At 39.9% G+C, this 26,013-nt stretch carries 21 protein-coding genes and 1 pseudogene; 16 read left to right on the top strand and 6 right to left on the bottom strand.

The features are described 5' to 3' along the window. The 9 genes and pseudogenes from HT730_RS03180 to HT730_RS03140 all read left to right on the top strand — a co-directional run. Positions 1 to 777: pseudogene (locus HT730_RS03180) on the top strand (IS30 family transposase); the annotation flags it as partial. A 74-nt stretch (positions 778 to 851) separates the two neighbouring features. After that, positions 852 to 1,052 (top strand): F0F1 ATP synthase subunit C, encoded by a 201-nt coding sequence (locus HT730_RS03175; RefSeq protein WP_001054562.1) that lies wholly within the window; start codon positions 852 to 854, stop codon positions 1,050 to 1,052. Between the two features lie 34 nt (positions 1,053 to 1,086). Next, positions 1,087 to 1,803, top strand: a complete 717-nt coding sequence (gene atpB / locus HT730_RS03170) for a F0F1 ATP synthase subunit A (RefSeq protein WP_000392851.1) — start codon at positions 1,087 to 1,089, stop codon at positions 1,801 to 1,803. 13 nt (positions 1,804 to 1,816) lie between these two features. Beyond that, entirely contained in the window at positions 1,817 to 2,311 is a 495-nt protein-coding gene (gene atpF, locus HT730_RS03165; protein ID WP_000558554.1) for a F0F1 ATP synthase subunit B, read from the top strand. Next, positions 2,311 to 2,847 carry a F0F1 ATP synthase subunit delta gene (locus tag HT730_RS03160; protein WP_000359036.1) on the top strand — a complete coding sequence of 179 codons (537 nt, stop codon included), beginning with the start codon at positions 2,311 to 2,313 and terminating at the stop codon, positions 2,845 to 2,847. Before atpF ends, HT730_RS03160 begins: the two co-directional genes overlap by 1 nt. Positions 2,848 to 2,861: 14 nt before the next feature. After that, a complete protein-coding gene (atpA, locus tag HT730_RS03155; RefSeq protein WP_173306788.1) occupies positions 2,862 to 4,367 on the top strand; it encodes a F0F1 ATP synthase subunit alpha in 1,506 nt (501 codons plus the stop codon). Positions 4,368 to 4,382: 15 nt separating this feature from the next. Continuing rightward, a complete protein-coding gene (locus tag HT730_RS03150) occupies positions 4,383 to 5,261 on the top strand; it encodes a F0F1 ATP synthase subunit gamma (RefSeq protein WP_173306787.1) in 879 nt (292 codons plus the stop codon). A gap of 84 nt (positions 5,262 to 5,345) precedes the next feature. Then, positions 5,346 to 6,752 carry a F0F1 ATP synthase subunit beta gene (gene atpD, locus HT730_RS03145; protein ID WP_000094360.1) on the top strand — a complete coding sequence of 469 codons (1,407 nt, stop codon included), beginning with the start codon at positions 5,346 to 5,348 and terminating at the stop codon, positions 6,750 to 6,752. A gap of 10 nt (positions 6,753 to 6,762) precedes the next feature. Continuing rightward, positions 6,763 to 7,182 carry a F0F1 ATP synthase subunit epsilon gene (locus HT730_RS03140; protein WP_119947746.1) on the top strand — a complete coding sequence of 140 codons (420 nt, stop codon included), beginning with the start codon at positions 6,763 to 6,765 and terminating at the stop codon, positions 7,180 to 7,182. 151 nt (positions 7,183 to 7,333) lie between these two features. On the opposite strand, the gene HT730_RS03135 is transcribed toward HT730_RS03140, so the two are convergent. Beyond that, entirely contained in the window at positions 7,334 to 8,347 is a 1,014-nt protein-coding gene (locus HT730_RS03135; RefSeq protein WP_173306786.1) for a lactonase family protein, read from the bottom strand. Positions 8,348 to 8,543: 196 nt separating this feature from the next. Between HT730_RS03135 and HT730_RS03130 the strand changes: the two genes are divergently transcribed. The 6 genes from HT730_RS03130 (at position 8,544) to HT730_RS03105 (ending at position 15,299) form a co-directional block, all read left to right on the top strand. Further along, complete coding sequence (locus HT730_RS03130; RefSeq protein WP_173306785.1) at positions 8,544 to 10,520, top strand: peptide ABC transporter substrate-binding protein; 1,977 nt, start codon at positions 8,544 to 8,546, stop codon at positions 10,518 to 10,520. Positions 10,521 to 10,638: 118 nt separating this feature from the next. After that, entirely contained in the window at positions 10,639 to 11,805 is a 1,167-nt protein-coding gene (locus HT730_RS03125; protein WP_050389839.1) for an AI-2E family transporter, read from the top strand. Next, the gene (locus HT730_RS03120) at positions 11,795 to 13,024 is read left to right on the top strand and encodes a tetratricopeptide repeat protein (protein WP_173306784.1); all 1,230 of its coding nucleotides are present in this window, start codon (positions 11,795 to 11,797) and stop codon (positions 13,022 to 13,024) included. The genes HT730_RS03125 and HT730_RS03120 overlap by 11 nt, the downstream gene beginning before the upstream one ends. A 145-nt stretch (positions 13,025 to 13,169) precedes the next feature. Next, complete coding sequence (locus tag HT730_RS03115; protein WP_000120831.1) at positions 13,170 to 13,811, top strand: amino acid ABC transporter permease; 642 nt, start codon at positions 13,170 to 13,172, stop codon at positions 13,809 to 13,811. A 9-nt stretch (positions 13,812 to 13,820) separates the two neighbouring features. After that, positions 13,821 to 14,450, top strand: coding sequence for an amino acid ABC transporter ATP-binding protein (locus tag HT730_RS03110; RefSeq protein WP_101514845.1), 630 nt, complete (start codon positions 13,821 to 13,823; stop codon positions 14,448 to 14,450). Between the two features lie 12 nt (positions 14,451 to 14,462). Continuing rightward, positions 14,463 to 15,299, top strand: a complete 837-nt coding sequence (locus HT730_RS03105; protein WP_101514844.1) for an amino acid ABC transporter substrate-binding protein — start codon at positions 14,463 to 14,465, stop codon at positions 15,297 to 15,299. A gap of 279 nt (positions 15,300 to 15,578) precedes the next feature. Here HT730_RS03105 and HT730_RS03100 read toward each other — a convergent pair whose 3' ends face one another. The 5 genes from HT730_RS03100 to HT730_RS03080 all read right to left on the bottom strand — a co-directional run bounded on the left by HT730_RS03100 (position 15,579) and on the right by HT730_RS03080 (position 21,344). Then, entirely contained in the window at positions 15,579 to 15,926 is a 348-nt protein-coding gene (locus tag HT730_RS03100) for a thiol reductase thioredoxin (protein ID WP_000434638.1), read from the bottom strand. Positions 15,927 to 16,036: 110 nt separating this feature from the next. After that, positions 16,037 to 17,755, bottom strand: a complete 1,719-nt coding sequence (locus tag HT730_RS03095; RefSeq protein WP_138705585.1) for a phospho-sugar mutase — start codon at positions 17,753 to 17,755, stop codon at positions 16,037 to 16,039. A gap of 324 nt (positions 17,756 to 18,079) precedes the next feature. Further along, complete coding sequence (locus HT730_RS03090; RefSeq protein WP_173306783.1) at positions 18,080 to 19,030, bottom strand: Rpn family recombination-promoting nuclease/putative transposase; 951 nt, start codon at positions 19,028 to 19,030, stop codon at positions 18,080 to 18,082. Positions 19,031 to 19,221: 191 nt separating this feature from the next. Continuing rightward, on the bottom strand, positions 19,222 to 20,193 hold the full coding sequence (locus HT730_RS03085) for an Rpn family recombination-promoting nuclease/putative transposase (protein WP_173306782.1): 972 nt from the start codon (positions 20,191 to 20,193) through the stop codon (positions 19,222 to 19,224). A gap of 191 nt (positions 20,194 to 20,384) precedes the next feature. Continuing rightward, the gene (locus HT730_RS03080; RefSeq protein WP_173306781.1) at positions 20,385 to 21,344 is read right to left on the bottom strand and encodes an Rpn family recombination-promoting nuclease/putative transposase; all 960 of its coding nucleotides are present in this window, start codon (positions 21,342 to 21,344) and stop codon (positions 20,385 to 20,387) included. 438 nt (positions 21,345 to 21,782) lie between these two features. On the opposite strand from HT730_RS03080, the gene HT730_RS03075 reads away from it, so the two are divergent. Continuing rightward, positions 21,783 to 26,013, top strand: a 4,231-nt coding sequence (locus HT730_RS03075; RefSeq protein WP_173306789.1) for a YSIRK-type signal peptide-containing protein, incomplete at its 3' end; no start/stop codon positions are given.

Here is a 26,013-nt window from a genome sequence, read left to right as displayed (position 1 = left end):
AATCGCAAGCGCTCGGTCAAGAAATCAAGCTTGACCAAGGAACTAAAGGAAAAGATTCTCCACTATCATAACCAAAAATTTTCGCCTGAAATGATGGTGATGGCTAAAGGGGTTAACGTGGGAATTTCAACCATTTACTATTGGATTCATCATGGAAAATTGGGGTTAAGCAAGCAGGATTTGCCTTACCCTAGAAAAGGAAAAGCGCTTAAGAAACAGGCTAGCACCAACTTTAAACCTGCTGGTCAATCCATCGCACAGCGGCCTGAAGCTATCAATCTTCGCTTGGAGAATGGGCATTATGAGATTGATACGGTTCTACTTACGAGATCGAAAAACTACTGCTTGCTTGTCTTGACGGATCGAAAGAGTAGACATCAGATCATCCGATTGATTCCAAATAAAAGTGCTGAGGTGGTCAATCAGGCTCTAAAACTCATCTTAAAACAACACAAGATTCCTTCCATCACGGCAGATAATGGAACGGAATTCAATCGCTTGTTTGATATATTTTCTGAGGAGCACATCTATTATGCGCACCCCTATGCCTCTTGGGAAAGGGGAACTAATGAGAATCACAACAGGCTCATTCGTAGATAGTTACCTAAGGGAACCAAGAAAATGACTCCCAAAGAAGTCGCATTCATCGAAAAGTGGATTAACAACTATCCTAAAAAATGCTTGGACTACAAGTCACCCAGAGAAGACTTCTGGATGGCTAACTTGAACTTGAAATTTAGCAAAATGGAAATAATTTTTATTAAACGCTTCCAATAGCGGTTAAAAGTTGACAAATTTAAATTTTAGGACTACACTAAGTAAGTAAATTTTATTTTAAAGGAGAATTTGTTATGAATTTAACATTTTTAGGCTTATGTATTGCCTGTATGGGCGTATCTGTCGGTGAAGGTTTATTGATGAATGGACTGTTTAAATCAGTAGCACGCCAACCAGATATGCTTTCTGAGTTTCGTAGTTTGATGTTTTTAGGTGTTGCCTTTATTGAAGGAACTTTCTTTGTAACTCTTGTCTTCTCATTTATTATCAAATAAATACATGGAACGAGAAGAAAAGGGAGGATTTTAGATGGAAGAAAGTATTAATCCAATCATCTCTATTGGTCCTGTTATCTTCAATCTGACTATGTTAGCCATGACTTTGTTGATTGTGGGAGTTATTTTTGTCTTTATTTATTGGGCAAGCCGCAATATGACCTTGAAACCCAAAGGAAAGCAAAATGTACTTGAGTATGTCTATGACTTTGTTATTGGATTTACAGAACCTAACATTGGTTCGCGCTACATGAAAGATTACTCACTCTTTTTCCTTTGTTTATTCCTTTTCATGGTGATTGCCAATAACCTTGGCTTAATGACAAAGCTTCAAACGATCGATGGGACTAACTGGTGGAGTTCGCCAACCGCTAATTTACAGTATGACTTAACCTTATCTTTTCTTGTCATTTTGTTGACACATATAGAAAGCGTTCGTCGTCGTGGATTTAAAAAAAGTATAAAATCTTTTATGAGTCCTGTTTTTGTCATACCGATGAATATCTTGGAAGAATTTACAAACTTCTTATCTTTGGCTTTGCGGATTTTTGGGAATATCTTTGCAGGAGAGGTCATGACGAGTTTGTTACTTCTTCTTTCCCACCAAGCTATTTATTGGTATCCAGTAGCCTTTGGAGCTAATTTGGCTTGGACTGCATTTTCTGTCTTTATTTCCTGCATCCAAGCTTATGTTTTTACTCTTTTGACATCTGTGTATTTAGGGAATAAGATTAATATTGAAGAGGAATAGAAAGGAGTAACTGATGCACGTAACAGTAGGTGAATTAATTGGTAATTTTATTTTAATCACTGGCTCTTTTATTCTTTTGCTAGTCTTGATTAAAAAATTTGCATGGTCTAATATTACAGGCATTTTCGAAGAAAGAGCTGAAAAAATTGCTTCAGATATTGACAGAGCTGAAGAAGCCCGTCAAAAAGCAGAAGTATTGGCTCAAAAACGCGAAGATGAATTGGCTGGTAGCCGTAAAGAAGCTAAGACAATCATTGAAAATGCAAAGGAAACAGCTGAGCAAAGTAAGGCTAATATCTTAGCAGATGCTAAACTAGAAGCAGGACACTTAAAAGAAAAAGCCAATCAAGAAATTGCTCAAAATAAAGTAGAAGCTTTACAGAGTGTTAAGGGTGAGGTCGCAGATTTGACCATCAGCTTAGCTGGTAAAATCATCTCACAAAACCTTGACAGTCATGCCCATAAAGCACTCATTGATCAGTATATCGATCAGCTAGGAGAAGCTTAATGGACAAGAAAACAGTAAAGGTAATTGAAAAATACAGCATGCCTTTTGTCCAATTGGTACTTGAAAAAGGAGAAGAAGACCGTATCTTTTCAGACTTGACTCAAATCAAGCAAGTTGTTGAAAAAACAGGTCTGCCTTCTTTTTTAAAACAAGTGGCAGTAGACGAGTCGGATAAGGAAAAAACAATTGCTTTTTTCCAAGATTCTGTGTCGCCTTTATTACAAAACTTTATCCAGGTTCTGGCCTACAATCACAGAGCAAATCTTTTTTATGATGTGCTTGTAGATTGCTTGAACCGACTTGAAAAAGAAACAAATCGATTTGAAGTGACGATTACGTCTGCTCATCCTCTAACTGATGAACAGAAGACTCGTTTGCTCCCTTTGATTGAGAAAAAAATGTCTCTGAAAGTAAGGAGTGTAAAAGAACAAATCGATGAAAGTCTCATTGGTGGTTTTGTCATTTTTGCCAATCACAAGACAATTGATGTGAGTATTAAACAACAACTTAAAGTTGTTAAAGAAAATTTGAAATAGAAAGTGGTGTTCTTTTGGCAATTAACGCACAAGAAATCAGCGCTTTAATTAAGCAACAAATTGAAAATTTCAAACCCAATTTTGATGTGACTGAAACAGGTGTTGTAACCTATATCGGGGACGGTATCGCGCGTGCTCATGGCCTTGAAAATGTCATGAGTGGAGAGTTGTTGAATTTTGAAAACGGCTCTTATGGTATGGCTCAAAACTTGGAGTCAACAGACGTTGGTATTATCATCCTAGGTGACTTTACAGATATCCGTGAAGGCGATACAATCCGCCGTACAGGGAAAATCATGGAAGTCCCTGTAGGTGAAAGTCTGATTGGTCGTGTTGTGGATCCGCTTGGTCGTCCAGTTGACGGTCTTGGAGAAATCCACACTGATAAAACTCGTCCAGTAGAAGCACCAGCTCCTGGTGTTATGCAACGTAAGTCTGTTTCAGAACCATTGCAAACTGGTTTGAAAGCTATTGACGCCCTTGTACCGATTGGTCGTGGTCAACGTGAGTTGATTATCGGTGACCGTCAGACAGGGAAAACAACCATTGCGATTGATACAATCTTGAACCAAAAAGGTCAAGATATGATCTGTATCTACGTAGCGATTGGACAAAAAGAATCAACAGTTCGTACGCAAGTAGAGACACTACGTCAGTACGGTGCCTTGGATTACACAATCGTTGTGACAGCCTCTGCTTCACAACCATCTCCATTGCTTTTCCTAGCTCCTTATGCTGGGGTTGCCATGGCAGAAGAATTTATGTACCAAGGGAAGCATGTTTTGATTGTATACGATGATCTATCAAAACAAGCGGTAGCTTATCGTGAACTCTCACTCTTGCTTCGTCGTCCTCCAGGTCGTGAAGCCTTCCCAGGTGATGTTTTCTATCTTCACAGTCGTTTGCTTGAGCGCTCAGCTAAAGTTTCTGATGAACTTGGTGGTGGATCAATTACAGCCCTACCATTTATCGAGACACAAGCAGGAGATATCTCTGCCTATATCGCAACCAACGTGATTTCTATCACTGACGGACAAATCTTCCTTGGTGATGGTCTTTTCAATGCGGGTATTCGTCCAGCCATTGATGCGGGTTCATCTGTATCTCGTGTAGGTGGTTCTGCACAAATCAAAGCCATGAAAAAGGTTGCTGGTACACTTCGTATCGACCTTGCTTCATATCGTGAGTTGGAAGCCTTCACTAAGTTTGGTTCTGACTTGGACGCAGCAACACAGGCTAAGTTGAACCGTGGACGTCGTACAGTTGAAGTTTTGAAACAACCTGTTCACAAACCATTGCCTGTTGAGAAACAAGTAACTATTCTCTATGCTTTGACACATGGCTTCTTGGATACTGTTCCAGTAGATGAAATTGTTCGTTTTGAGGAAGAGTTCCATGCCTTCTTTGACGCTCAACATCCAGAGATTTTGGAAACCATTCGTGATACAAAAGACTTGCCAGAAGAAGCAGTCTTGGATGCTGCGATTACAGAGTTTCTCAATCAAACCAGCTTCCAATAAGAATAGAGGTGTCAGATGGCAGTATCTCTAAATGATATTAAAACAAAAATCGCCTCAACAAAAAATACGAGTCAAATCACAAATGCCATGCAAATGGTATCGGCTGCTAAGCTAGGTCGCTCTGAAGAAGCAGCTCGTAACTTCCAAGTATATGCCCAAAAAGTTCGTAAACTTTTAACGGATATTTTACATGGAAATGGAGCTGGTGGTTCAACCAATCCCATGTTGATTAGTCGTCCAGTTAAGAAGACAGGCTATATCGTTATTACTTCAGATCGCGGTTTGGTTGGAGGGTACAATTCTTCTATTTTGAAAGCCGTTATGGAGTTGAAAGAAGAATACCATCCAGACGGTACAGGCTTTGAAATGATCTGTATCGGTGGAATGGGAGCTGATTTCTTTAAGGCTCGTGGTATTCAACCACTTTATGAACTACGTGGCTTGGCGGATCAGCCTAGCTTTGATCAAGTTCGTAAGATTATTTCAAAAACTGTTGAAATGTATCAAAATGAACTTTTTGATGAACTCTATGTCTGCTATAACCACCATGTCAATACACTAACCAGTCAAATGCGTGTGGAACAAATGCTTCCGATTGTTGACTTGGATCCAAATGAAGCGGATGAAGAGTACAGCTTGATTTTTGAATTGGAAACCAGCCGAGAAGAAATTTTGGAGCAGCTATTGCCTCAGTTTGCAGAAAGTATGATTTACGGTGCTATTATCGATGCCAAGACAGCTGAAAATGCTGCTGGTATGACAGCCATGCAAACAGCGACAGATAATGCTAAGAAAGTCATCAATGATTTGACAATTCAGTATAACCGTGCCAGACAGGCGGCGATTACACAAGAAATTACAGAAATCGTAGCAGGAGCTAGTGCCTTAGAATAGGCTTTAGTCCAGCTCGTATGAAATGAACTTAGGACCTAGTTGAGCTAGGAACCGACAGTATCTTATATAGAATAGGAGAAGGAGATGAGTTCAGGTAAAATTGCTCAGGTTATCGGTCCCGTTGTAGACGTTTTGTTTGCAGCAGGGGAAAAACTTCCTGAGATTAACAATGCACTTGTCGTCTACAAAAATGACGAAAGAAAAACAAAAATCGTCCTTGAAGTAGCCTTGGAGTTGGGAGATGGTATGGTCCGTACTATCGCCATGGAATCAACAGATGGGTTGACTCGTGGAATGGAAGTATTGGACACAGGTCGTCCAATCTCTGTACCAGTAGGTAAAGAAACTTTGGGACGTGTCTTCAATGTTTTGGGAGATACCATTGACTTGGAAGCTCCTTTCACAGAAGACGCAGAGCGTCAGCCAATTCATAAGAAAGCTCCAACTTTTGATGAATTGTCTACCTCTTCTGAAATCCTTGAAACAGGGATTAAGGTTATCGACCTTCTTGCCCCTTACTTAAAAGGTGGTAAGGTTGGACTTTTCGGTGGTGCCGGAGTTGGAAAAACCGTCTTGATCCAAGAATTGATTCACAACATTGCCCAAGAACACGGTGGTATTTCAGTATTTACCGGTGTTGGGGAACGTACTCGTGAGGGGAATGACCTTTACTGGGAAATGAAAGAATCAGGCGTTATCGAGAAAACAGCCATGGTATTTGGTCAGATGAATGAGCCACCAGGAGCACGTATGCGTGTTGCCCTTACTGGTTTGACCATCGCTGAATACTTCCGTGATGTAGAAGGACAAGACGTGCTTCTCTTTATCGATAATATCTTCCGTTTCACTCAGGCTGGTTCAGAAGTGTCTGCCCTTTTGGGTCGTATGCCATCAGCCGTTGGTTACCAACCAACACTTGCTACGGAAATGGGGCAATTGCAAGAGCGTATTACATCAACCAAGAAGGGATCTGTAACTTCTATCCAAGCTATCTATGTGCCAGCGGATGACTATACTGACCCTGCGCCAGCAACAGCCTTTGCTCACTTAGATTCAACAACCAACTTGGAACGTAAGTTGGTACAATTGGGTATCTACCCAGCTGTTGACCCACTTGCTTCAAGCTCACGTGCCTTGGCACCTGAAATTGTTGGAGAAGAGCACTATGCAGTTGCTGCTGAAGTAAAACGCGTTCTTCAACGTTACCATGAATTGCAAGATATCATTGCTATCCTTGGTATGGATGAGCTTTCTGATGAAGAAAAGACCTTGGTTGCTCGCGCCCGTCGTATCCAGTTCTTCTTGTCACAAAACTTCAACGTTGCGGAACAATTTACTGGTCAGCCAGGTTCTTATGTTCCAGTTGCTGAAACTGTACGTGGCTTTAAGGAAATCCTTGATGGTAAATACGACCACTTGCCAGAAGATGCCTTCCGTGGTGTAGGTTCTATCGAAGATGTGATTGCAAAAGCTGAAAAAATGGGATTTTAAGAGGTGATCTATGGCTCAGTTAACTGTCCAGATCGTGACACCAGATGGCCTCGTCTATGATCATCATGCCAGCTATGTATCGGTTCGAACTCTGGATGGTGAGATGGGGATCTTGCCACGACATGAAAATATGATTGCGGTTTTAGCAGTTGATGAAGTAAAGGTAAAACGTATTGATGATGAAGATCACGTGAACTGGATTGCAGTAAACGGCGGCGTTATTGAAATTGCCAATGATATGATCACAATCGTCGCTGACTCTGCAGAGCGTGCTCGTGATATCGATGTCAGTCGTGCAGAACGTGCCAAACTTCGTGCAGAACGTGCAATTGAAGAAGCACAAGACAAACACTTGATTGACCAAGAACGTCGTGCGAAGATTGCACTGCAACGTGCCATTAACCGTATTAATGTCGGAAATAGACTATAATACTCTTCGAAATCAAATTCAAACCACGTCAACGTCGCCTTGCCGTATTCAAGTACAGCCTGCGGCTAGTTTCCTAGTTTGCTCTTTGATTTTCATTGACTATAAGAAAAAATGAACTTGAAAATTCCAAGTTCATTTTTTATATGTTTTATTAAGGAGCAAAACGGATGCAGACCGCTTCGGGAACACGGAAGTCGTTGGAGAGTTCTGCTAGACGACCATTGTCACAATTACGTTTAAAGACAGTGGCATTGTCAGAGTCTTGGTGGACAGCAATGAGAAATTTTTGGTCTGGTGTCAAATCAAAATCACGTGGGGTCTGACCATGTGTTGGAACGATTTCTAATAACTCTAAGCTACCGTCCGCAAGGATGGTATATACTGCGATAGAATCATGGCCACGGTTAGAAGCGTAGAGGTATTTACCGTCTTTAGAGAGACGAATAGCAGCGGTTCCATTAAAGCCTTCGTAAGCTTCTGGTAAAGTTGAAATCACCTGCATACGTTCAAATTCGCCAACGCCATCGTAGATTAAAACCTCGATAGTACTATTGAGTTCACAAATCAGATAAGCGATTTTATAGTGGTTATGGAAAACGATATGGCGTGAGCCTGCTCCTGGCTGGCTGTGATAGGTGTAGAGCTTAGATAATTTTCCTTCTTGGTCAAGGTCATAAGTGATGACTTGGTCAGTTCCCAAGTCGCAGGTCACTAGATAGTGGTCAGGTGTTAAATCTGTATAGTGAACATGAGGAGATGCTTGATTTTCATGTGGACCTTGGCCACTGTGTTGATCCATATCACTAAGTAGAAGACTCCCATCCTCCTGACGTTTATAAACAAGGACCTGTCCCTTGTGATAGTTGGCTGCATAGACCAAATTACGCTTTTCATCGACAGCAACATAACAGTGGGGAGCTCCTTTTTCAACGACGTGATTTAATAAAGTTCCGTCAGTTTGATAGGCTGCAATCCCCCCCTTGTCATCTTGACTACCAACAGTGTATAGGTGTTGGTGCTGGTCAAAGGCAAGGTAGGTTGGACTTGGCTCAGCTACAAAAAGTTCTAGGTTTGAAAGCAGACCAGTTTCTGTATCAAAGTCAGCCTTGTAAATCCCTTGGGAAGTCCGACGTGTATAAGTTCCAAAATAAACAGTTTCTTTCATAACGTTACCTCTATATAAAGATAAGACTATTATATCACAAAAACAAGCCAATTAAAGACATCCAATTAGATGTAAGCACTTTAAAAAATAATTGATTGGTTTTTTGAAAAATATAATAATATTGAGATTGTTTTCCTTACTTTTCTTCTTAAAAGTGCTATAATGAATTCATAAAATGTTTAAAGGAGTCCTTACTATGAAAAAACGAGTTTTTCTAGCAACTGGTGTAGCTATACTCTCGGCGGCTATGCTAGCAGCGTGTTCAACAGGTGGTAAAGATGCTACTAAACCTGTTACCTATACCTATGTCTTCTCTACAGATCCTACGACTCTGGATTATACAGTTTCTGGAACTGCTAGCACTAAACAAATTACAGGTAATGTTATTGATGGTCTACTTGAAAATGACCAATATGGGAATCTGATTCCATCAGTTGCAGAAGATTGGACTGTTTCAAAAGATGGTTTGACCTATACCTATAAAATCCGTCAGGGTGTCAAATGGTATACTAATGAAGGCGAAGAATATGGTGAAGTCAAAGCTCAGGACTTTGTAACTGGTCTGAAGCACGCAGCTGATAAGAAATCACAGGCTCTTTATCTGGTTCAAGACTCAGTTCAAGGTTTGGACGATTATGTCAATGGGAAAACAACAGATTTCTCTACTGTTGGTGTAAAAGCGACAGATGATTATACGGTTGTTTACACTTTGAACCATCCAGAATCTTTCTGGAATTCCAAGACAACAATGGGCGTTCTTGCCCCAATTAGCGAGGACTTTTTGGCTTCTAAAGGAGATGACTTTGGGAAGGCGACTGATGTAACAAGCATTCTTTATAATGGTGCCTATCTCCTCAAGGGCTTGACATCTAAATCTTCTATTGAGATGACCAAAAATCAAAACTATTGGGACAAGCAAAATGTCTTTATTGATGATATTAAATTATCTTTCTTTGATGGTCAGGATGCCGATTCTCTTGGACGTGGCTTTGATGAAGGACATTATCCAGCGGCACCTCTCTTTAAAAATTCTGCCAATTATGAACGTCTAAAAGAAAAATACAAGGATAATATTGTGTATGGGCCACAAAGAGGCGGAACTTTCTATATCTCAACTAATATCGATCGTGTAGCTTATAACCATACTGCTAAAACAAGTGATGCGGAAAAATCATCCACTAAAAAGGCTTTGTTGAATAAAGATTTCCGTCAATCCTTGGCTTTCGCTGCAGATCGTACGGCTGCAGTATCTCAAGTATTTGGGGACGAAGTGGCACCTCGTAAATTACGTACAAGTTTTACCCCTCCAACATTTGTCCAAGTTGGAGAGCAGTCATTTGGGCAAGTAGCTAAGGCAGAACTGGATAAGTTAGATGATGTATGGAAAGATGTCAGTCTTGATGATGCCCAGGATTCACTTCATAATGTAGACAAGGCTAAAGCTAAATTTGAAGTTGCTAAGAAAACACTTCAAGCCGATGGAGTACAGTTCCCCGTTCATTTAGACCTTCCAGTTTCCTCTACTCAGACAGATTTTATTCGTCAAGCCCAATCTTATAAACAATCCATTGAGGAAGCCTTAGGCTCTGAAAATATAGTGATTGACATTCAACAAGTTTCTGATGATGAATTGGGAAATATGACAGTATTTGCAACATCAACTAACAATACTGATTGGGATATCAATGTAAATAGTGGTTGGAGTCCTGATTATGCAGATCCATCAACCTATTTAGATGTATTTGATCCAACATCTGGTCCAACTCTTCTAGGAGCACTTGGTGTAGCACCAGGTACAGATAATCCGGCAATCAAAGCTGTTGGTTTAGATAAGTTTAAAGAGTTAATTACTGATGCTAGTGGTGAGAAAATAGATCTGCAAAAACGTTATTCTAAATATGCTAAAGCACAAGCTTGGTTAACAGATAGTGCCTTGGTTATTCCTGTACACTCAGATGGTGCCCAAATGCTAATAACGAAGAAAGTTCCAGGTAGCGGTGCAGGTGGTTGGGTAGGTGATAAGACAAGTGAAAACAGCTACAAGTACCAAAAATTACAAGACAAGATTGTAACGTCTAAAGAAATGGATGACTTCCGCAAGAAATTTGCTGATGAAAAAGCCAAATCAAATGCTGATTATCAGAAGAACTTAGATCGTCATATTCAAGAATAATTGAATCTCCTCTTTTGAGGGGATTTTTTTATGTCGCTGTCTCCATGTAAGCACTTTAAAAAAGAGTTATTTTGCTTTAAAAATGGTATAATGAGAGAACGATAGAAAGGAAGTATTTATGGAGCAAAAAGAGAAACATTTTAGTCTATCTTGGTTTTTTAAGTGGTTTTTAGATAACAAGGCCATTACGGTATTTTTGGTAACCTTATTATTGGGACTGAATCTTTTTATTTTAAGTAAGATTAGTTTTCTATTTTCACCTGTTTTAGACTTTTTAGCAGTTGTGATGTTGCCAGTCATTCTGTCTGGTTTGTTATATTATTTGTTGAATCCTATTGTTGATTGGATGGAGAAGCATAAGGTTAATCGTGTTATAGCTATCACTATTGTCTTTGTTATCATCGCTCTCTTTATCATTTGGGGTTTGGCAGTCGCCATTCCAAATCTGCAACGCCAGGTTTTGACCTTTGCAAGAAACGTTCCTGTTTACTTAGAAGATATAGATAGGATTGTTAATGGATTGGTAGCCCAGCACCTGCCAGATGATTTCAGACCCCAGTTAGAGCAAGTTTTGACAAACTTCTCTAGTCAGGCTACAGTTTGGGCAAGCAAGGTTTCATCTCAGGCAGTCAACTGGGTGAGTGCCTTTATTAGCGGAGCTTCTCAAGTGATTGTTGCCTTGATTATCGTTCCTTTCATGCTCTTTTATCTCTTGCGTGATGGGAAAGGCTTGCGTAACTATTTGACGCAATTCATGCCGACAAAATTGAAAGAACCTGTTGGACAGGTTTTGTCAGATGTGAATCAACAGTTGTCCAACTATGTTCGAGGGCAAGTGACAGTGGCTATTATTGTAGCAGTAATGTTTATGATCTTCTTCAAGATTATTGGTCTACGCTATGCGGTTACGCTGGGTGTTACTGCTGGTATTTTAAATCTGGTTCCTTATCTTGGTAGCTTCTTAGCCATGCTTCCTGCCCTAGTATTGGGCTTGATTGCTGGGCCAGTCATGCTTTTAAAAGTAGTGATTGTCTTTATCGTAGAACAAACTATTGAAGGCCGTTTTGTCTCTCCATTGATTTTGGGAAGTCAATTAAACATCCATCCCATTAATGTTCTCTTTGTTTTGTTAACTTCAGGATCTATGTTTGGTATCTGGGGAGTTTTACTTGGTATTCCAGTTTATGCCTCTGCTAAGGTTGTCATTTCAGCCATTTTCGAATGGTATAAGGTAGTCAGTGGTCTATATGAAGTAGAGGGCGAGGAAGTCAAGAGTGAACAATAGTCAACAGATGTTACAGGCTTTGGAGGAGCAAGATTTAGCCAAGGCTGAGCATTATTTCGCCAAAGCTTTAGAAAATGATTCAAGTGACCTTCTGTATGAGTTGGCAACTTATCTTGAAGGAATTGGTTTTTATCCTCAGGCCAAGGAAATTTACCTGAAAATTGTAGAGGATTTCCCAGAGCTTCATCTTAATCTAGCTGCAATTGCTAGCGAGGATGGTCAAATCGAAGAAGCCTTTGCTTATCTTGAGGAAATCCAAGCTGACAGTGACTGGTATGTTTCGGCTTTGCTTCTTAAGGCAGATCTTTACCAGATGGAAGGTTTGACAGATGTGGCACGTGAGAAATTGCTGGAGGCTTTGAGTTATTCAGAGGATCCTCTCTTGATACTAGGATTAGCAGAGTTGGATAGTGAGTTGGAAAATTACCAAGAGGCCATTCAAGGCTATGCCCAGTTAGATAATCGCTCGATTTATGAGCAAACAGGGATTTCCACCTATCAACGAATTGGCTTTGCCTATGCCCAGTTAGGTAAATTTGAAACGGCCACAGAGTTTTTAGAAAAAGCTCTGGAGTTAGAATACGATGACCTAACGGCTTTTGAGTTGGCCAGCCTTTACTTTGATCAAGAAGAATACCAAAAAGCCACCCTCTACTTTAAGCAGATCGATACCATTTCTCCTGACTTTGAAGGATATGAGTATGGGTACAGTCAGGCCTTACATAAGGAACATCAAGTTCAAGAAGCTCTGCGTATTGCTAAGCAAGGCTTGGAGAAAAATCCCTTTGAAACTCGCCTCTTACTGGCTGCTTCACAATTCTCTTATGAATTGCATGATGCTAGTGGAGCAGAGAACTACCTCCTTACTGCTAAAGAAGATGCTGAGGATACGGAAGAAATCTTACTCCGTCTAGCAACTATTTATCTGGAGCAGGAGCGTTATGAGGATATTCTAGACTTACAAAGTGATGAGCCAGAAAACCTATTGACTAAGTGGATGATTGCCCGTTCCTATCAAGATATGGACGATTTAGATACTGCCTACGATCATTATCAAGAGTTAGCAGGAGATTTGAAGGACAATCCAGAGTTTCTGGAACACTATATCTATCTCTTGCGTGAATTGGGCTACTTTGAGGAAGCAAAAGTCAATGCACAAGCTTACTTAAAACTAGTTCCAGATGATGTGCAAATGCAAGAACTGTATGAGAGATTGTAAGAATGTTTAAACATATAGAACTGTAGTTTATCTCTTTTGATAGCTACGGTTTTTATTTGTATATGATAGAATTTTTTTACAAAAATGGTTGGTTATTTTGTTTATTCATGCTATAATAGGAACAATTACTTTTAGGAGGTGCAGTATGTCTTATTTATTTGAGATATTACCGAGTTTACTGAATGGTGCGAGCACGACTGTACAGGTCTTTGCACTGGTCTTGCTATTTTCGATTCCTTTGGGCGTTTTGATTGCCTTTGCCTTGCAAGTCCATTGGAAGCCCCTCCATTATCTGATTAACATTTACATCTGGGTTATGCGAGGAACCCCCTTACTCTTGCAACTGATTTTTATCTATTATGTGCTCCCAAGTATTGGGATTCGTTTAGATCGCCTTCCTGCTGCCATTATTGCCTTTGTTCTCAACTATGCAGCTTACTTTGCAGAAATTTTCCGTGGGGGAATTGACACTATTCCAAGAGGACAGTATGAGGCAGCCAAGGTCTTGAAGTTTAGTCCTTTTGACACAGTGCGCTATATTATCTTGCCCCAAGTGACCAAAATCGTTCTTCCTAGTGTCTTTAATGAAGTTATGAGTTTGGTCAAAGATACTTCTTTGGTCTATGCTCTAGGGATTTCAGACCTCATCTTGGCGAGTCGAACAGCTGCCAACCGTGATGCTAGTCTGGTTCCTATGTTCTTGGCAGGAGCCATTTACTTGATTTTGATTGGGATTGTGACAATTATTTCCAAAAAAGTTGAGAAGAAGTATAGTTATTATAGATAGGAGGCTGCCATGTTAGAATTACGAAATATCAATAAAGTCTTTGGAGACAAACAAATCCTGTCTAATTTCAGTCTAAGTATTCCTGAAAAGCAAATCCTGGCTATCGTTGGACCTTCTGGTGGAGGTAAGACAACTCTTTTACGTATGCTTGCAGGTCTTGAAACTATTGATTCAGGGCAAATCTTTTATAATGGACAACCTTTAGAGCTGGATGAATTACAGAAGCGAAACCTACTAGGATTTGTCTTCCAAGATTTTCAACTGTTCCCTCATTTATCAGTTCTGGACAATTTGACTTTATCGCCTGTGAAGACCATGGGGATGAAGCAGGAGGAGGCTGATAAGAAGGCGCGTGGTCTCTTGGAACAATTAGGACTAGCAGGGCATGCAGATGCCTATCCATTTTCATTATCTGGTGGGCAAAAGCAGCGGGTGGCTTTGGCGCGTGCTATGATGATCGACCCAGAAATCATTGGCTACGATGAACCAACTTCTGCCCTAGATCCAGAATTGCGCTTGGAAGTGGAAAAACTAATCTTGCAAAATAGGGAACTTGGGATGACCCAGATTGTGGTTACCCATGATTTGCAGTTTGCTGAAAATATTGCAGATGTATTATTGAAAGTAGAACCTAAATAGGAGGAAAAATGGATGAAAAAATGGATACTTGTATTAGTTAGTCTAATGACTGCTTTGTTCTTAGTAGCTTGTGGGAAAAATTCTAGCGAAACTAGTGGAGATAATTGGTCTAAGTACGAGTCTAACAAGTCTATTACTATTGGATTTGATAGTACTTTTGTTCCAATGGGATTTGCTCAGAAAGATGGTTCTTATGCAGGATTTGATATTGATTTAGCTACAGCTGTTTTTGAAAAATACGGAATTACGGTAAATTGGCAACCGATTGATTGGGATTTGAAAGAAGCTGAATTGACAAAAGGAACGATTGATCTGATTTGGAATGGCTATTCCGCTACAGACGAACGCCGTGAAAAGGTAGCATTCAGTCACTCATATATGAAGAATGAGCAGGTATTGGTTACGAAGAAATCATCTGGTATCACGACTGCAAAGGATATGGCTGGAAAGACATTAGGAGCTCAAGCTGGTTCATCTGGTTATGCGGACTTTGAAGCAAACCCAGCGATTTTAAAGGATATTGTCGCTAATAAGGAAGCGAATCAATACCAAACCTTTAATGAAGCCTTGATTGATTTGAAAAATGATCGAATTGACGGTCTATTGATTGACCGTGTCTATGCAAATTATTATTTAGAAGCAGAAGGCGTTTTAAACGATTATAATGTCTTTACAGTTGGACTAGAAACAGAAGCCTTTGCGGTTGGAGCCCGTAAGGAAGATACAACTCTGGTTAAGAAGATAAATGAAGCTTTTTCTAGTCTTTACAAGGACGGTAAATTCCAAGAAATCAGCCAAAAATGGTTTGGAGAAGATGTAGCAACCAAAGAAGTAAAAGAAGGACAGTAAGATAAAATAGTGGCTGAGACTGCGTTTTGATTAGCAAAACGTAGTTTTTTTGTAGTCTAGGAAAACGATAATAGCGATTGAATCTGCATAATTGAATATGGAATAGCCCACTGTGATTTCTAAACCATTGTTAAAAATTGATTTGACTTCCAAAATTAAAATGTTCTGTAATGAAATGCTGATGTAACTGTTTTAGGAACAATAAAACGCATAATATCAAGGTTTTCTGGCACCTTATATTATGCGTTTTTGTGATTTTAAGACTTGTTAGCTGATTTTTTACAATCCTGCGAAATCTTTGATTTCTTGTGCTGACATTGAAGAGTCGCAACGGACGTTGATTTGTCCATCTGCAACGTGAACAAAGCCTGGTACAGTTGGGATTCCATAGCGTGAGCGGAATGCTTGCAACTCATTGAGTTGGCTTGCTTCTTCACTATTGATGAAGTAGATGTGAGCTTTGGTTTCAGCTACGACACCTGACAATGTACCTGCAAATTTACGGCAGTAAGGGCAAGTTTTGCGACCGATAAAGAAGGTTGCAGTTTCTTTTTTATCAAGAGCTTCTTGCGCACGCGCAACTGTAGTGACTTCAAGGTCTTTGATATTATCTAAAAATTGTTCCATGAGATTACCTCGCTTTCATTGATAAGTCTAGTATGCCATAAAGTTTCTAAAATTGCTTAGATTTGATACGAAAAAAAGATGAGATTGGTTGGTCTCATCTTTTTAGGTCTTTATTTTACAAAAGCATTGATTTCTGCTTCGATATTAGCAATCTTAGCTTGTGATTCTTCGTTTGTTTCACCTACAACTGCAATGTAGAACTTGATTTTTGGTTCTGTACCTGAAGGGCGAACAGCAATCCATGAACCGTCAGCAAGTGTGTATTTCAAAACATCACTTGGAGGAGTTGTCAAGTTTGTAACAGTACCGTCAGCAGCAGTAGCAGTTTGTGCCTTGAAGTCTTCTACGACAGTGATAGCTGTTGAGTTCCATTCTTTTGGAGCATTGTTACGGAATTTAGCCATAATCGCTTTGATTTGTTCAGCACCGTCAACACCTGAAAGAGTAACAGAGATAGTCTTTTCAGCGTAGTAGCCGTACTCTTTGTAGATTTCTTCGATACCATCAGCAAGTGTCAAACCGCGTGAACGGTAGTAGGCAGCAAGTTCAGCAACGACAAGAACGGCTTGGATAGCATCTTTATCACGTACGAATGGTTTAATCAAGTAACCGAAGCTTTCTTCAAATCCCATCATGTAAGTGTGATTGTGTTTTTCTTCGAATTCTTGGATTTTTTCAGCGATAAATTTGAAACCTGTCAAAACGTTGAACATGGTTGCACCGTAGCTTTCAGCAATCTTCGTTACCAAGTCAGTTGATACGATAGATTTGCAGAGGGCTGCATTTTCAGGAAGAGTTCCAGCGTTTTTGTGGGCTTCCAAGATGTATTTTGCCATGATAGCACCGATTTGGTTACCTGAAAGGTTGAGGTAGCTACCATCTTTTTGAAGAACTTCAACACCAACACGGTCAGCATCAGGGTCAGTTGCGACAAGAACATCTGCACCAACTTGACGACCAAGTTCTTCAGCAAGGGCAAAGGCTGCTTGGCTTTCTGGATTTGGAGATTTTACAGTTGAGAAGTCAGGATCAGCAGTTGCTTGCGCTTCAACAACTTGAACTGAGTCAAATCCTGCTTGGGCAAGAGCACGACGAGCCAACATTTCACCAGTACCATGAAGTGGTGTGTAGACAATCTTCATGTCTTTACCGAATTCTTCAATCAAGGCTGGGTTGATGTTAACGTCCTTAACTTCTTTGAGGTATTCTACGTCAACAGCTTCGCCGATAACTTCAATCAAGCCAGAAGCTTTTTCAGCTTCCACATCAGCAACTTCTACCGCAAATGGGTTTTCGATTGCACGGATATAAGTAGTCAAAGCGTCCGCGTCGTGTGGAGGCATTTGTCCACCGTCTTCACCGTAAACCTTGTAACCGTTAAATGGCGCAGGGTTGTGGCTGGCTGTGACCATGATACCTGCGAAACAGTTGAGGTGGCGAACTGCAAATGATAATTCTGGAGTTGGACGAAGGCTTTCAAATACGTAAGATTTGATGCCGTGTTTGGCAAGAACTGCCGCAGATTCAAAGGCAAACTCTGGTGAGAAGTGACGGCTATCGTAGGCGATTGCGACACCACGTTCTTTTTCGTTTCCACCTTTTGACTCAATCAAACGAGCCAATCCTTCAGTAGCTTGACGAACAACGTAGATGTTGATGCGATTTGTACCAGCACCAATCAAGCCACGCATACCTGCAGTACCAAATTCAAGATTTGTATAGAAGGCATCTTCCTTCGTTTTTTCGTCCATATTTTCCAAATCTTGACGAAGGTAGTCAGGAAGCTCCGCAAAATCAACCCATTTCTGGTAATTTTCTTGGTAAGACATTCAAATTCTCCTTTATTTTTAAAACATTTAATCAGTTTGATTATATCATTTTTTTTAGTTTTAGTAAAACCTTATCTGCTTCTAAAATCTCTTCAAACCAGGTCAGATTGAATTTGGGGTTTATACGATGTTGAGGCTAGGAAAAATTCAATCTCAGTAAAAAAGTAAGTCTTCTCATAATAAAACATTGATACCAAACGTTTTATTATGAGAAGACTTTTACCCAGCATTTTTATACACAACCTCAAAACAGTGTTTTGAGTAATCTGTGACTAGACGTTTAGTTCTAAGAATACCAGCTTGACCAGATGGTTTTCTTGACCGTTATTGGTGATAATCTTTCAGCAAGGCTTCAAACTCAGCCACAGTCATTCCCAATTGCTGGCTGGCAACCTCGGAAGTCAGAATACCTTGACGTACTAGATTTACTAAACCTACTTTTAATCCCTCTTCAATGCCTTCTGCTCGCCCACGCTCTAAACCTTGTTCAATCCCCTCTGCACGACCTCTCTCTAAGCCCTTTTCTTCAGCTTGTTCCAAGGCATAGTCCTGTGCCAACAAGGCTTGTTCTTCGCGCATACGTAGTTGACTAAACATTTTCCTGTCCTCCTCGGACCAGCTCTTGTAGTCCAGCAGTTGGTCTGCTTGGCTGATGGCTCGCTCGGGTTCTTGGGTAAAGGGTTTGTTACCAAAAAACTCCAACCATGGCTTGCGAACCTCGTCTTTGCTGGTTTCTCTGTATTTTTTTAGTTCTAAGAACGCCATCTTAACCAAATGGTTTTCTTGTCCGTTATTGGTGATGGTTAAAACTTCACCTGTCGTATCCTCTCGCATGCTAAAACTGTGGAAAGCTAGATCATCTTGGAAATAATTACTATCCACAATAGCTATTGCGTAAACAGGTGCGATATGCTTGTAGCTCTGGTGTGTATCGCCTTCACGTTGACGGATTTTTTCAAGATTTTGATTGACCTGACTGCAAAGGTAAGCCCATAGGCGATTGATGAAAAAATTCTGATGATGAACTTGAATCTCAATGATAACTTGCGTTCCATTATCCAACTCCGCCAAGACGTCTATACTGGTATAGAAATCCTGAACCGAGTAGGGGAGAGAAGGCAAGACATGAATGTTACTTCCCTCTAAAATAGTTACATTCTTAGCTGGCAAGTCCAGCATATCGCGAATAAATTGACAAGTGATTTCTGGATTGCTAAAAATCTTCTTAGCAACCAAATCATTAGTTGGGCTGATGCCCGGATGTCTTAGAATCATATTTCCTCTCCTTTCATTATAGCACATTTTTTAATCTAATTTGCTAGATTTGATGCTTCTATCTATTTATTCGGAAAAGAAAGTGAAAAGTTCAAACTTTCCTAACAAAAAAGATAGCTAATCTCTTTTCCATCAAGAAATTTAGCTATCCTTTTTAGTTGTTTTTGTATCGTGTAATGTTTACAGATTTCTCACTTATGTTCTTTCAACAGCGCTTCAAACTCAGTCACGGTCATTCCTAACTGTCGGCTGGCAACCTCAGGTGTTAGAAGACCTTGGCAGACCATATCTAGGAAGGCAAAAAGTTTTCCACGCTCCAGTCCCTGCTCAATGCCCTCTGCGCGACCACGTTCAAGACCACGCTCTAAACCTTGTTCAATCCCCTCTGCGCGACCACGCTCCAAGCCCTTTTCCTCAGCTTGTTCCAAGGCATAGTCCTGTGCTAACAAGGCTTGTTCTTCGCGCATACGTAGTTGACTAAACATTTTCCTGTCCTCCTCGGACCAGCTCTTGTAGTCCAGCAGTTGGTCTGCTTGGCTGATGGCTCGCTCGGGGTGCTGGGTAAAGGGTTTATTCCCGAAAAACTCCAACCATGGCTTACGAACCTCGTCTTTGCTGGTTTCTCTGTATTTTCTTAATTCCAAGAACGCCATCTTGACTAGATGATGTTCCTGTCCATTATTGGTGATGGTTAAAACCTCACCTGTCGTATCCTCTCGCATGCTAAAGCTATGAAAAGCTAAGTCATCTTGAAAATAATTACTGTCCACGATAGCGATAGCATAAACTGGGGCGATGTGTTTGTAACTCTGGTGGGTATCACCTTCACGTTGACGAATTTTTTCTAGATTTTGATTGACCTGACTACACAGATACGCCCACAGGCGATTGATGAAAAAATTCTGATGATGAACCTGAATCTCAATGATTACTTGAGTGCCATTATCTAGTTCAGCTAAAACGTCTATACTGGTATAGAAATCTTGGGCTGAATAAGGCAGGGAAGGTAGTACATGAATATTGCTCCCCTCCAAAATGGTCACATTTTTGGCTGGCAAGTCCAGCATATCGCGAATAAATTGACAAGTGATTTCTGGATTGCTAAAAATCTTCTTAGCAACCAAATCGTTAGTTGGGCTAATGCCCGGATGTCTTAGAATCATCCTTTTCCTCCTTTTATTATAGCACATTTTTTAATCTAGGTTTGCTAGATTCTCTGCTTCTATCTATTTATTCGGAAAAGAAAGTGAAAAGTTCAAACTTTCCTAACAAAAAAGATAGCCAAACTCTTTACATCAAGAAATTTAGCTATCCTTTTTAGTTGTTTTTGTATCGTGTAATATTTACAGATTTCTCACTTATGTTCTTTCAACAGTGCCTCAAACTCAGCCACAGTCATACCCAGCTGTTGGCTGGCAAATTCAGTGCTTAATACATGTTGGCGAACTAGATTTGCTAACATTGCGAAACCGCCCTCAGCTCGTCCACGTTCAAGTCCTTGTTCTAAACCTTTTTCGATGCCTTGTTCAATCCCCTCTGCACGACCTCTCTCTAAACCTTTTTCCTCAGCTTGTTCCAAGGCATAGTCCTGTGCTAACAAGGCTTGTTCTTCGCGCATACGTAGTTGACTAAACATTTTCCTGTCCTCCTCGGACCAGCTTTTATAGTCCAGCAGTTGGTCTGCTTGGCTGATGGCTCGCTCGGGTTGCTGGGTAAAGGGTTTGTTCCCGAAAAACTCCAACCACGGCTTGCGAATGCTATCTTTGCTGGTTTCTCTGTATTTTTTAAGTTCTAAGAACGCCATCTTAACCAGATGGTTTTCTTGTTCGTTATTTGTGATGGTTAAAACCTCACCTGTCGTGTCCTCGCGCATACTAAAGCTATGGAAAGCCAAGTCATCTGAGAAATAATTGCTATCTACGATTGCAATGGCATAAACGGGGGCGATGTGTTTATAACTCTGGTGGGTATCACCTTCTCGTTGGCGAATTTTTTCAAGATTTTGATTGACCTGACTGCACAGATAAGCCCACAGGCGATTGATGAAAAAATTCTGATGATGCACCTGAATCTCAATGATAACTTGGGTTCCATTATCCAACTCCGCCAAAACGTCTATACTGGTATAGAAATCCTGCGCCGAGTATGGCAGGGAAGGTAGTACATGAATATTACTTCCCTCCAAAATAGTTACATTTTTTGCTGGTAAATCCAACATATCGCGAATAAATTGACAAGTGATTTCTGGATTGCTAAAGATTTTCTTAGCAACCAAATCGTTGGTCGGGCTAATGCCCGGATGTCTGAGAATCATATTTCCTCTCCTTTCATTATAGCACATTTTTTAATCTAGGCTCACTAGATTCGATGCTTCTATCTATTTATTCGTAAAAAGTAGAAAAAGAGTAGAAAAAATGTCAAATTGTCTCATTTTTAAAGAAATAAGTGTAAAAGTTAATGGAAATCTAAAAGCAAGCTGGAAAGGTCTCAAAGCACGGCGCTGAGCTTGCTGATAGGAGGAAGTAAGTCCATAAGATGCACACGACAAGGCAAGGATGATGAGGCTTCATCTTTGGTGTTGGCTTACTGATGATGGACTTCTAACCTAGCTTTGGTCTTAGTAAAAAGAGTCGTCTTTCCATTCAAAAAATTTGAAGTTTCAAGCCGACTGGTGTATAATATATTCATGAATTGTATTCTATTATATAGGAAGTAATAGGGCACAATATATATATATATATGGAGTGTAAGAATGAATCATCCAGAAAAACAATTAAAATATAGTATTCGGAAAGTGAGTGTTGGTGCAGCTAGTGTTGTCATTGGGGCGCTCTATCTTTTGATGGGAGCTGGGATTGCTCATGCTGAGGGCATGGAGTCAGCGAGAGAAGCTGAGAGGGCAGCAAACCCGACAGATGCAGAACAGTCTGGAAATGGAGAGACAGGAAACAAGCCTGACCTCAGCAATACAGATGCAGCAGCAAACACCTACAATGCTCCAGTAGCTGAAAATCCGCTAGTAGCTCCAGAAGCTGCCAAACCTCGTCGGACTAAAAGAGAATTACCTGATGGGGACGCAAGTAATTCATCGAATGGAGCTACAGGGACTGAATCAGGAGAGAACCAGCCAACAGGTGAAAATTCACCTGTACTGGATGCCAATCGTAAAGGTGACATAGTAAAAGACAATCAGCCTGGGGTACGTGTACCTAAAGATGGAGAAAAGGGTGGGGATGATAAGAATGCCCACTTAACATTTGATACTCCTGCTGAAAATGCTACAGTTGAGTACATGTACAAAATCATCCAAAATATGCCGGATGACTTCCAAAACAACGAGCGTTCATACTTGAGAAATATGAACACCCTTGGGGATGCACTGAGATTTAAAGACGGAAAAGTCGTTAAAGATGAAGATGGCGAGAAACTACAAGATGGTGAAATTCGTGAAATTAACGAGTTCGGTGGTTGGAAAGCTATAAACGGTGGAACGTTCGCCATCGGTAAGAAAAATGCTCAAGGGTATTTCACTGGTTGGTACTATAAAAAGGGTTCAACCACAGAAAAAGAGCAAGGTGGAATGCTGGGTTCTGACGCCCTGGACCGAGTCTACCTTCACGAGCAAGCCCTAGATCGTCGTTTTAATTACATGTTAATGCTTGCCAAAGGACGTACTATCGCCAATAAAGATGATAAAGCACAAGATGGCTCTACATTTGATATAGTGACAGCGAATAGTGCGGAGAATAAAGCTAACCTTGCTTCCTTACCTGTAAAAGATAGGGAAGATATACTCCAACACGCACCAAATATTGAAGGTTTCAATGGGATTGAAAAAACGTTCACAGCCTTTTCGACGGCATATGGAAGTCGTTTGAAAATCGAGTTTGTAACGGGATATATCTCAGACTTTGAAGGGTCAAAAGGAACTTATCGTATCGTTGTTAAAGCTATTAAAAAGGATCATTCTGAAGAAACTGTCTATGACCACACTATCAACCGAATTGACGGAGTAGTAGAGAACGAAGAACGCTACAGCCAGGGTGTGGATTTGAATGGGGTTAATATAGTACTTAAAAAGATTTTAAAGGGTGAGTACGATAAAAAAGTCAATACTCTTGCAGATGCTAAATATAAGGAAAAATATCCGAGTGACAGAAGAAAAGATAGAGAGAAACTAGAACCTTTAAAAGAGGAAGCAAAACAAGAACTCGTTAAAAATGGAGACATTATATATGAGTTACCTTTCGATAAGGATGAATTACGAGAAGATACAGGAAAGCGAAGAGGTAAGTTTAAAGAAGATCTTAAAATCGAAGCTAGTAGTTATGCAAAAGTAGCAAATGACCTTAATAATGTATTAAAGAGAATGAATGATGCGGAGGTGAAAAGAAACTCTCCAATATGGGATACCTCATCTGAAAAAACTTTAGAAAACCCAAATTTAGAAAAATCTAAAGACCCAGATCGTGTCTATAAGTTATTGGATTTTATATTACCGACTGCGAAAAAAATTATCTATCATGCAGATACAGACCAATTAGAACTCCAAACAGATCCAGAAAAAGTAACAAAACATCGCGAAGAGTTAAAGAATAGACTAGCAGATAAAAAAGCAGAATTAGAAACAGCTAATGATGAGAAAAAAATTGAACTAAAGAAAGAAATCTCTGCCTTAGAATCAGCCATTAAATCCACAAATGCCTATACTTACACGGAAGCAAGAAACGGTAGTAAAGAAGCCAAAATCCTTGGTTCACACATGGAAGCCGCAACTAAACCTGATACAAGTGTAGTATCAGATGAGGAATATGCAAAATATCATACTAATGAACTTGCTGAGAAAGAATCAGATGGTCTTGCAAAATTCACGCGCTATTTTGTTGAAAAAGAAAATGTTGCACGTTCAAATGTAATTTCTGATGAGAAATTATCAGAAATAATTAATACAGAGATTAGTGGCGATAATGACAAGCTAGGTAAAGGTGGATACTTCTCAACAGGAGATATTCCATTAGGTAAAGACGTTGTATCCTATAAAATTCAAGTGTTTGCGGAGAATGAAAAACGTGTTGGGGTTAATAAGCAAAGTCCAAGACTTCAATATAACTTACCTATCCTAGCCGATTTCTCAGTAATCCAAGATACGGTAGGACCGTCTAAAGAATTAGCAAGAAGAATTATTAGTAAGTCGAATCTTCCAGAAGATAAGAAAAATAAGATTATAGAAGAAATCAACAAGAGTAAGAAGACATCTGAAATAAGATCTCAGCTGTCAGGAGATGTTAAAGTTAAGTATCAAGATGTATCTGGAAATGTATTAACACTTGATAATACTAAAGAACATCAAAAAGAGACTGACTTAGGTAAAAAAGGAGAAGATGGAACATACCTTGCTGTCGATAGCGGACTACGTTATACAAACTATAACGTTACCGATAAAAAATTAAACACGATTACAACTAGTGATGGTAAACAATATATACTGAAAAGATCATTAGAGGATGGTACTCTTGATAATGGAAGATTGAGAACTTCTGCTGCTGAAACAGGAACTTTATCTGATAGCCTAGCAACAGTAACGTTTGTATATGAAGAATACACACCACCTGCAACAGGTAAAGGTCTCGTTCACTTCAAGAAACAAGTATCTGAGACAACAACAGAAGCGTTAACAGGATATGATGATATTACGCTTTCTGGTAATGTAGGAGAGACATTCTCTTCAACAGAAGTAGATACAAAAATCACAGAACTGAAAAATGCTGGGTATGAGATTGTAAGAAACGAATTTGATACAAATAGTAAGACAATTGACTCAACGGCTGATGTAGACGGACAAGATCCAAGTCAGGTGTATAATGTAGTTGTAAGAGAAAAAGTGGAAACAGTAACAACACCACCAACTCCAAATACACCGGTTGACCCTAATGTTCCAGAAGGACCAAAATGGCCAGCAGAAGGACTAAAAGAGTCAGATCTTACAAAAGAAGTAACCAGAACAATTAATTACTTTAAAAAAGAAACTGCAGATGGGGAAAAAATTGCAGATGCACAACCTACAAAGGTAGACAAAGTATTATACAAACGTACTGCAACATATAACTTAGTTAGAAAAACAGTTACTTATAGTACTTGGACAGCAACTGCAGATGATACGCATACAGCTACAAGTTTTTCACCAGTAAAAACCCCAGTATTAACTGGATACGTAGCAGATTTTAAGGAAGTTACAGATGCACCAGCAGCGCCAAATGAAAATGGCGAAGTAACAAATATGACTAGAGAAGTTGTATACACTAAGTTAGGATCATGGGTACCGAAGATACCAGGGAAAACTCCAACACCAATCCCATATCCAAATGATCCAAAAGATCCAACAAAACCTAAATATCCAGATTATCCAACAACACCGGAAAATCCGGATGGAACACCAGGAACTCCAGGAGGCGGAAATGAGACCCCAGGTGGTGAAACACCAGGAACTCCTGAAAAACCAAAAACTCCAGAATTACCGGTAATTCCATACGAACCAGGGTACACACCGGGAATACCTACAGATCCAACACAACCAGTGGATCCTAAGACAAATCCGCTAGTACCATTAAAACCGGTAGATCCAAAAGATCCTAAAAAAGGATACAAGGTTCCAGAAATACCGGAAAAACCAGGTAAGGATACACCAATTACGTACGTGGCAGATCCGCAAAAAGCGTTGGTGAAAGTAGTTAAGGTTGAAGGTGAGGGTGATAAGAAAACAGAAACACCATTAACAGAATATAATGTACCTATCGCTGGTAAAACAGGAGAAGAAATTCCAACTGGAACAGTAACAGCTAAGATAGCAGAGTTAGAAAAACGTGGTTATATAGTTGATAATAAGCAAGATGTACTAACAGCAATCGCTAAAGATCCATTCGACAAAGATAAGGACACAGATGGAGAAGATCCAACTCAAACATTTACGTTGAAAGTACATGAAA

The organism is Streptococcus sp. k-628 (genome assembly GCF_013277475.1).
Lineage (GTDB): Bacteria > Bacillota > Bacilli > Lactobacillales > Streptococcaceae > Streptococcus.
Note: the sequence above shows the minus strand (reverse complement) of the source record. Positions and strands in the feature narration are given on the sequence as shown.

Bases quoted from the DNA above. Each gene is read 5' to 3' on its own strand.
- HT730_RS03175 (WP_001054562.1), top strand. From the start codon at position 852: ATGAATTTAACATTTTTAGGCTTATGTATTGCCTGTATGGGCGTATCT.
- atpB (WP_000392851.1), top strand. From the start codon at position 1,087: ATGGAAGAAAGTATTAATCCAATCATCTCTATTGGTCCTGTTATCTTC.
- atpF (WP_000558554.1), top strand. From the start codon at position 1,817: ATGCACGTAACAGTAGGTGAATTAATTGGTAATTTTATTTTAATCACT.
- HT730_RS03160 (WP_000359036.1), top strand. From the start codon at position 2,311: ATGGACAAGAAAACAGTAAAGGTAATTGAAAAATACAGCATGCCTTTT.
- HT730_RS03150 (WP_173306787.1), top strand. From the start codon at position 4,383: ATGGCAGTATCTCTAAATGATATTAAAACAAAAATCGCCTCAACAAAA.
- atpD (WP_000094360.1), top strand. From the start codon at position 5,346: ATGAGTTCAGGTAAAATTGCTCAGGTTATCGGTCCCGTTGTAGACGTT.
- HT730_RS03140 (WP_119947746.1), top strand. From the start codon at position 6,763: ATGGCTCAGTTAACTGTCCAGATCGTGACACCAGATGGCCTCGTCTAT.
- HT730_RS03135 (WP_173306786.1), bottom strand. From the start codon at position 8,347: ATGAAAGAAACTGTTTATTTTGGAACTTATACACGTCGGACTTCCCAA.
- HT730_RS03130 (WP_173306785.1), top strand. From the start codon at position 8,544: ATGAAAAAACGAGTTTTTCTAGCAACTGGTGTAGCTATACTCTCGGCG.
- HT730_RS03125 (WP_050389839.1), top strand. From the start codon at position 10,639: ATGGAGCAAAAAGAGAAACATTTTAGTCTATCTTGGTTTTTTAAGTGG.
- HT730_RS03115 (WP_000120831.1), top strand. From the start codon at position 13,170: ATGTCTTATTTATTTGAGATATTACCGAGTTTACTGAATGGTGCGAGC.
- HT730_RS03110 (WP_101514845.1), top strand. From the start codon at position 13,821: ATGTTAGAATTACGAAATATCAATAAAGTCTTTGGAGACAAACAAATC.
- HT730_RS03105 (WP_101514844.1), top strand. From the start codon at position 14,463: ATGAAAAAATGGATACTTGTATTAGTTAGTCTAATGACTGCTTTGTTC.
- HT730_RS03100 (WP_000434638.1), bottom strand. From the start codon at position 15,926: ATGGAACAATTTTTAGATAATATCAAAGACCTTGAAGTCACTACAGTT.
- HT730_RS03095 (WP_138705585.1), bottom strand. From the start codon at position 17,755: ATGTCTTACCAAGAAAATTACCAGAAATGGGTTGATTTTGCGGAGCTT.
- HT730_RS03090 (WP_173306783.1), bottom strand. From the start codon at position 19,030: ATGATTCTAAGACATCCGGGCATCAGCCCAACTAATGATTTGGTTGCT.
- HT730_RS03085 (WP_173306782.1), bottom strand. From the start codon at position 20,193: ATGATTCTAAGACATCCGGGCATTAGCCCAACTAACGATTTGGTTGCT.
- HT730_RS03080 (WP_173306781.1), bottom strand. From the start codon at position 21,344: ATGATTCTCAGACATCCGGGCATTAGCCCGACCAACGATTTGGTTGCT.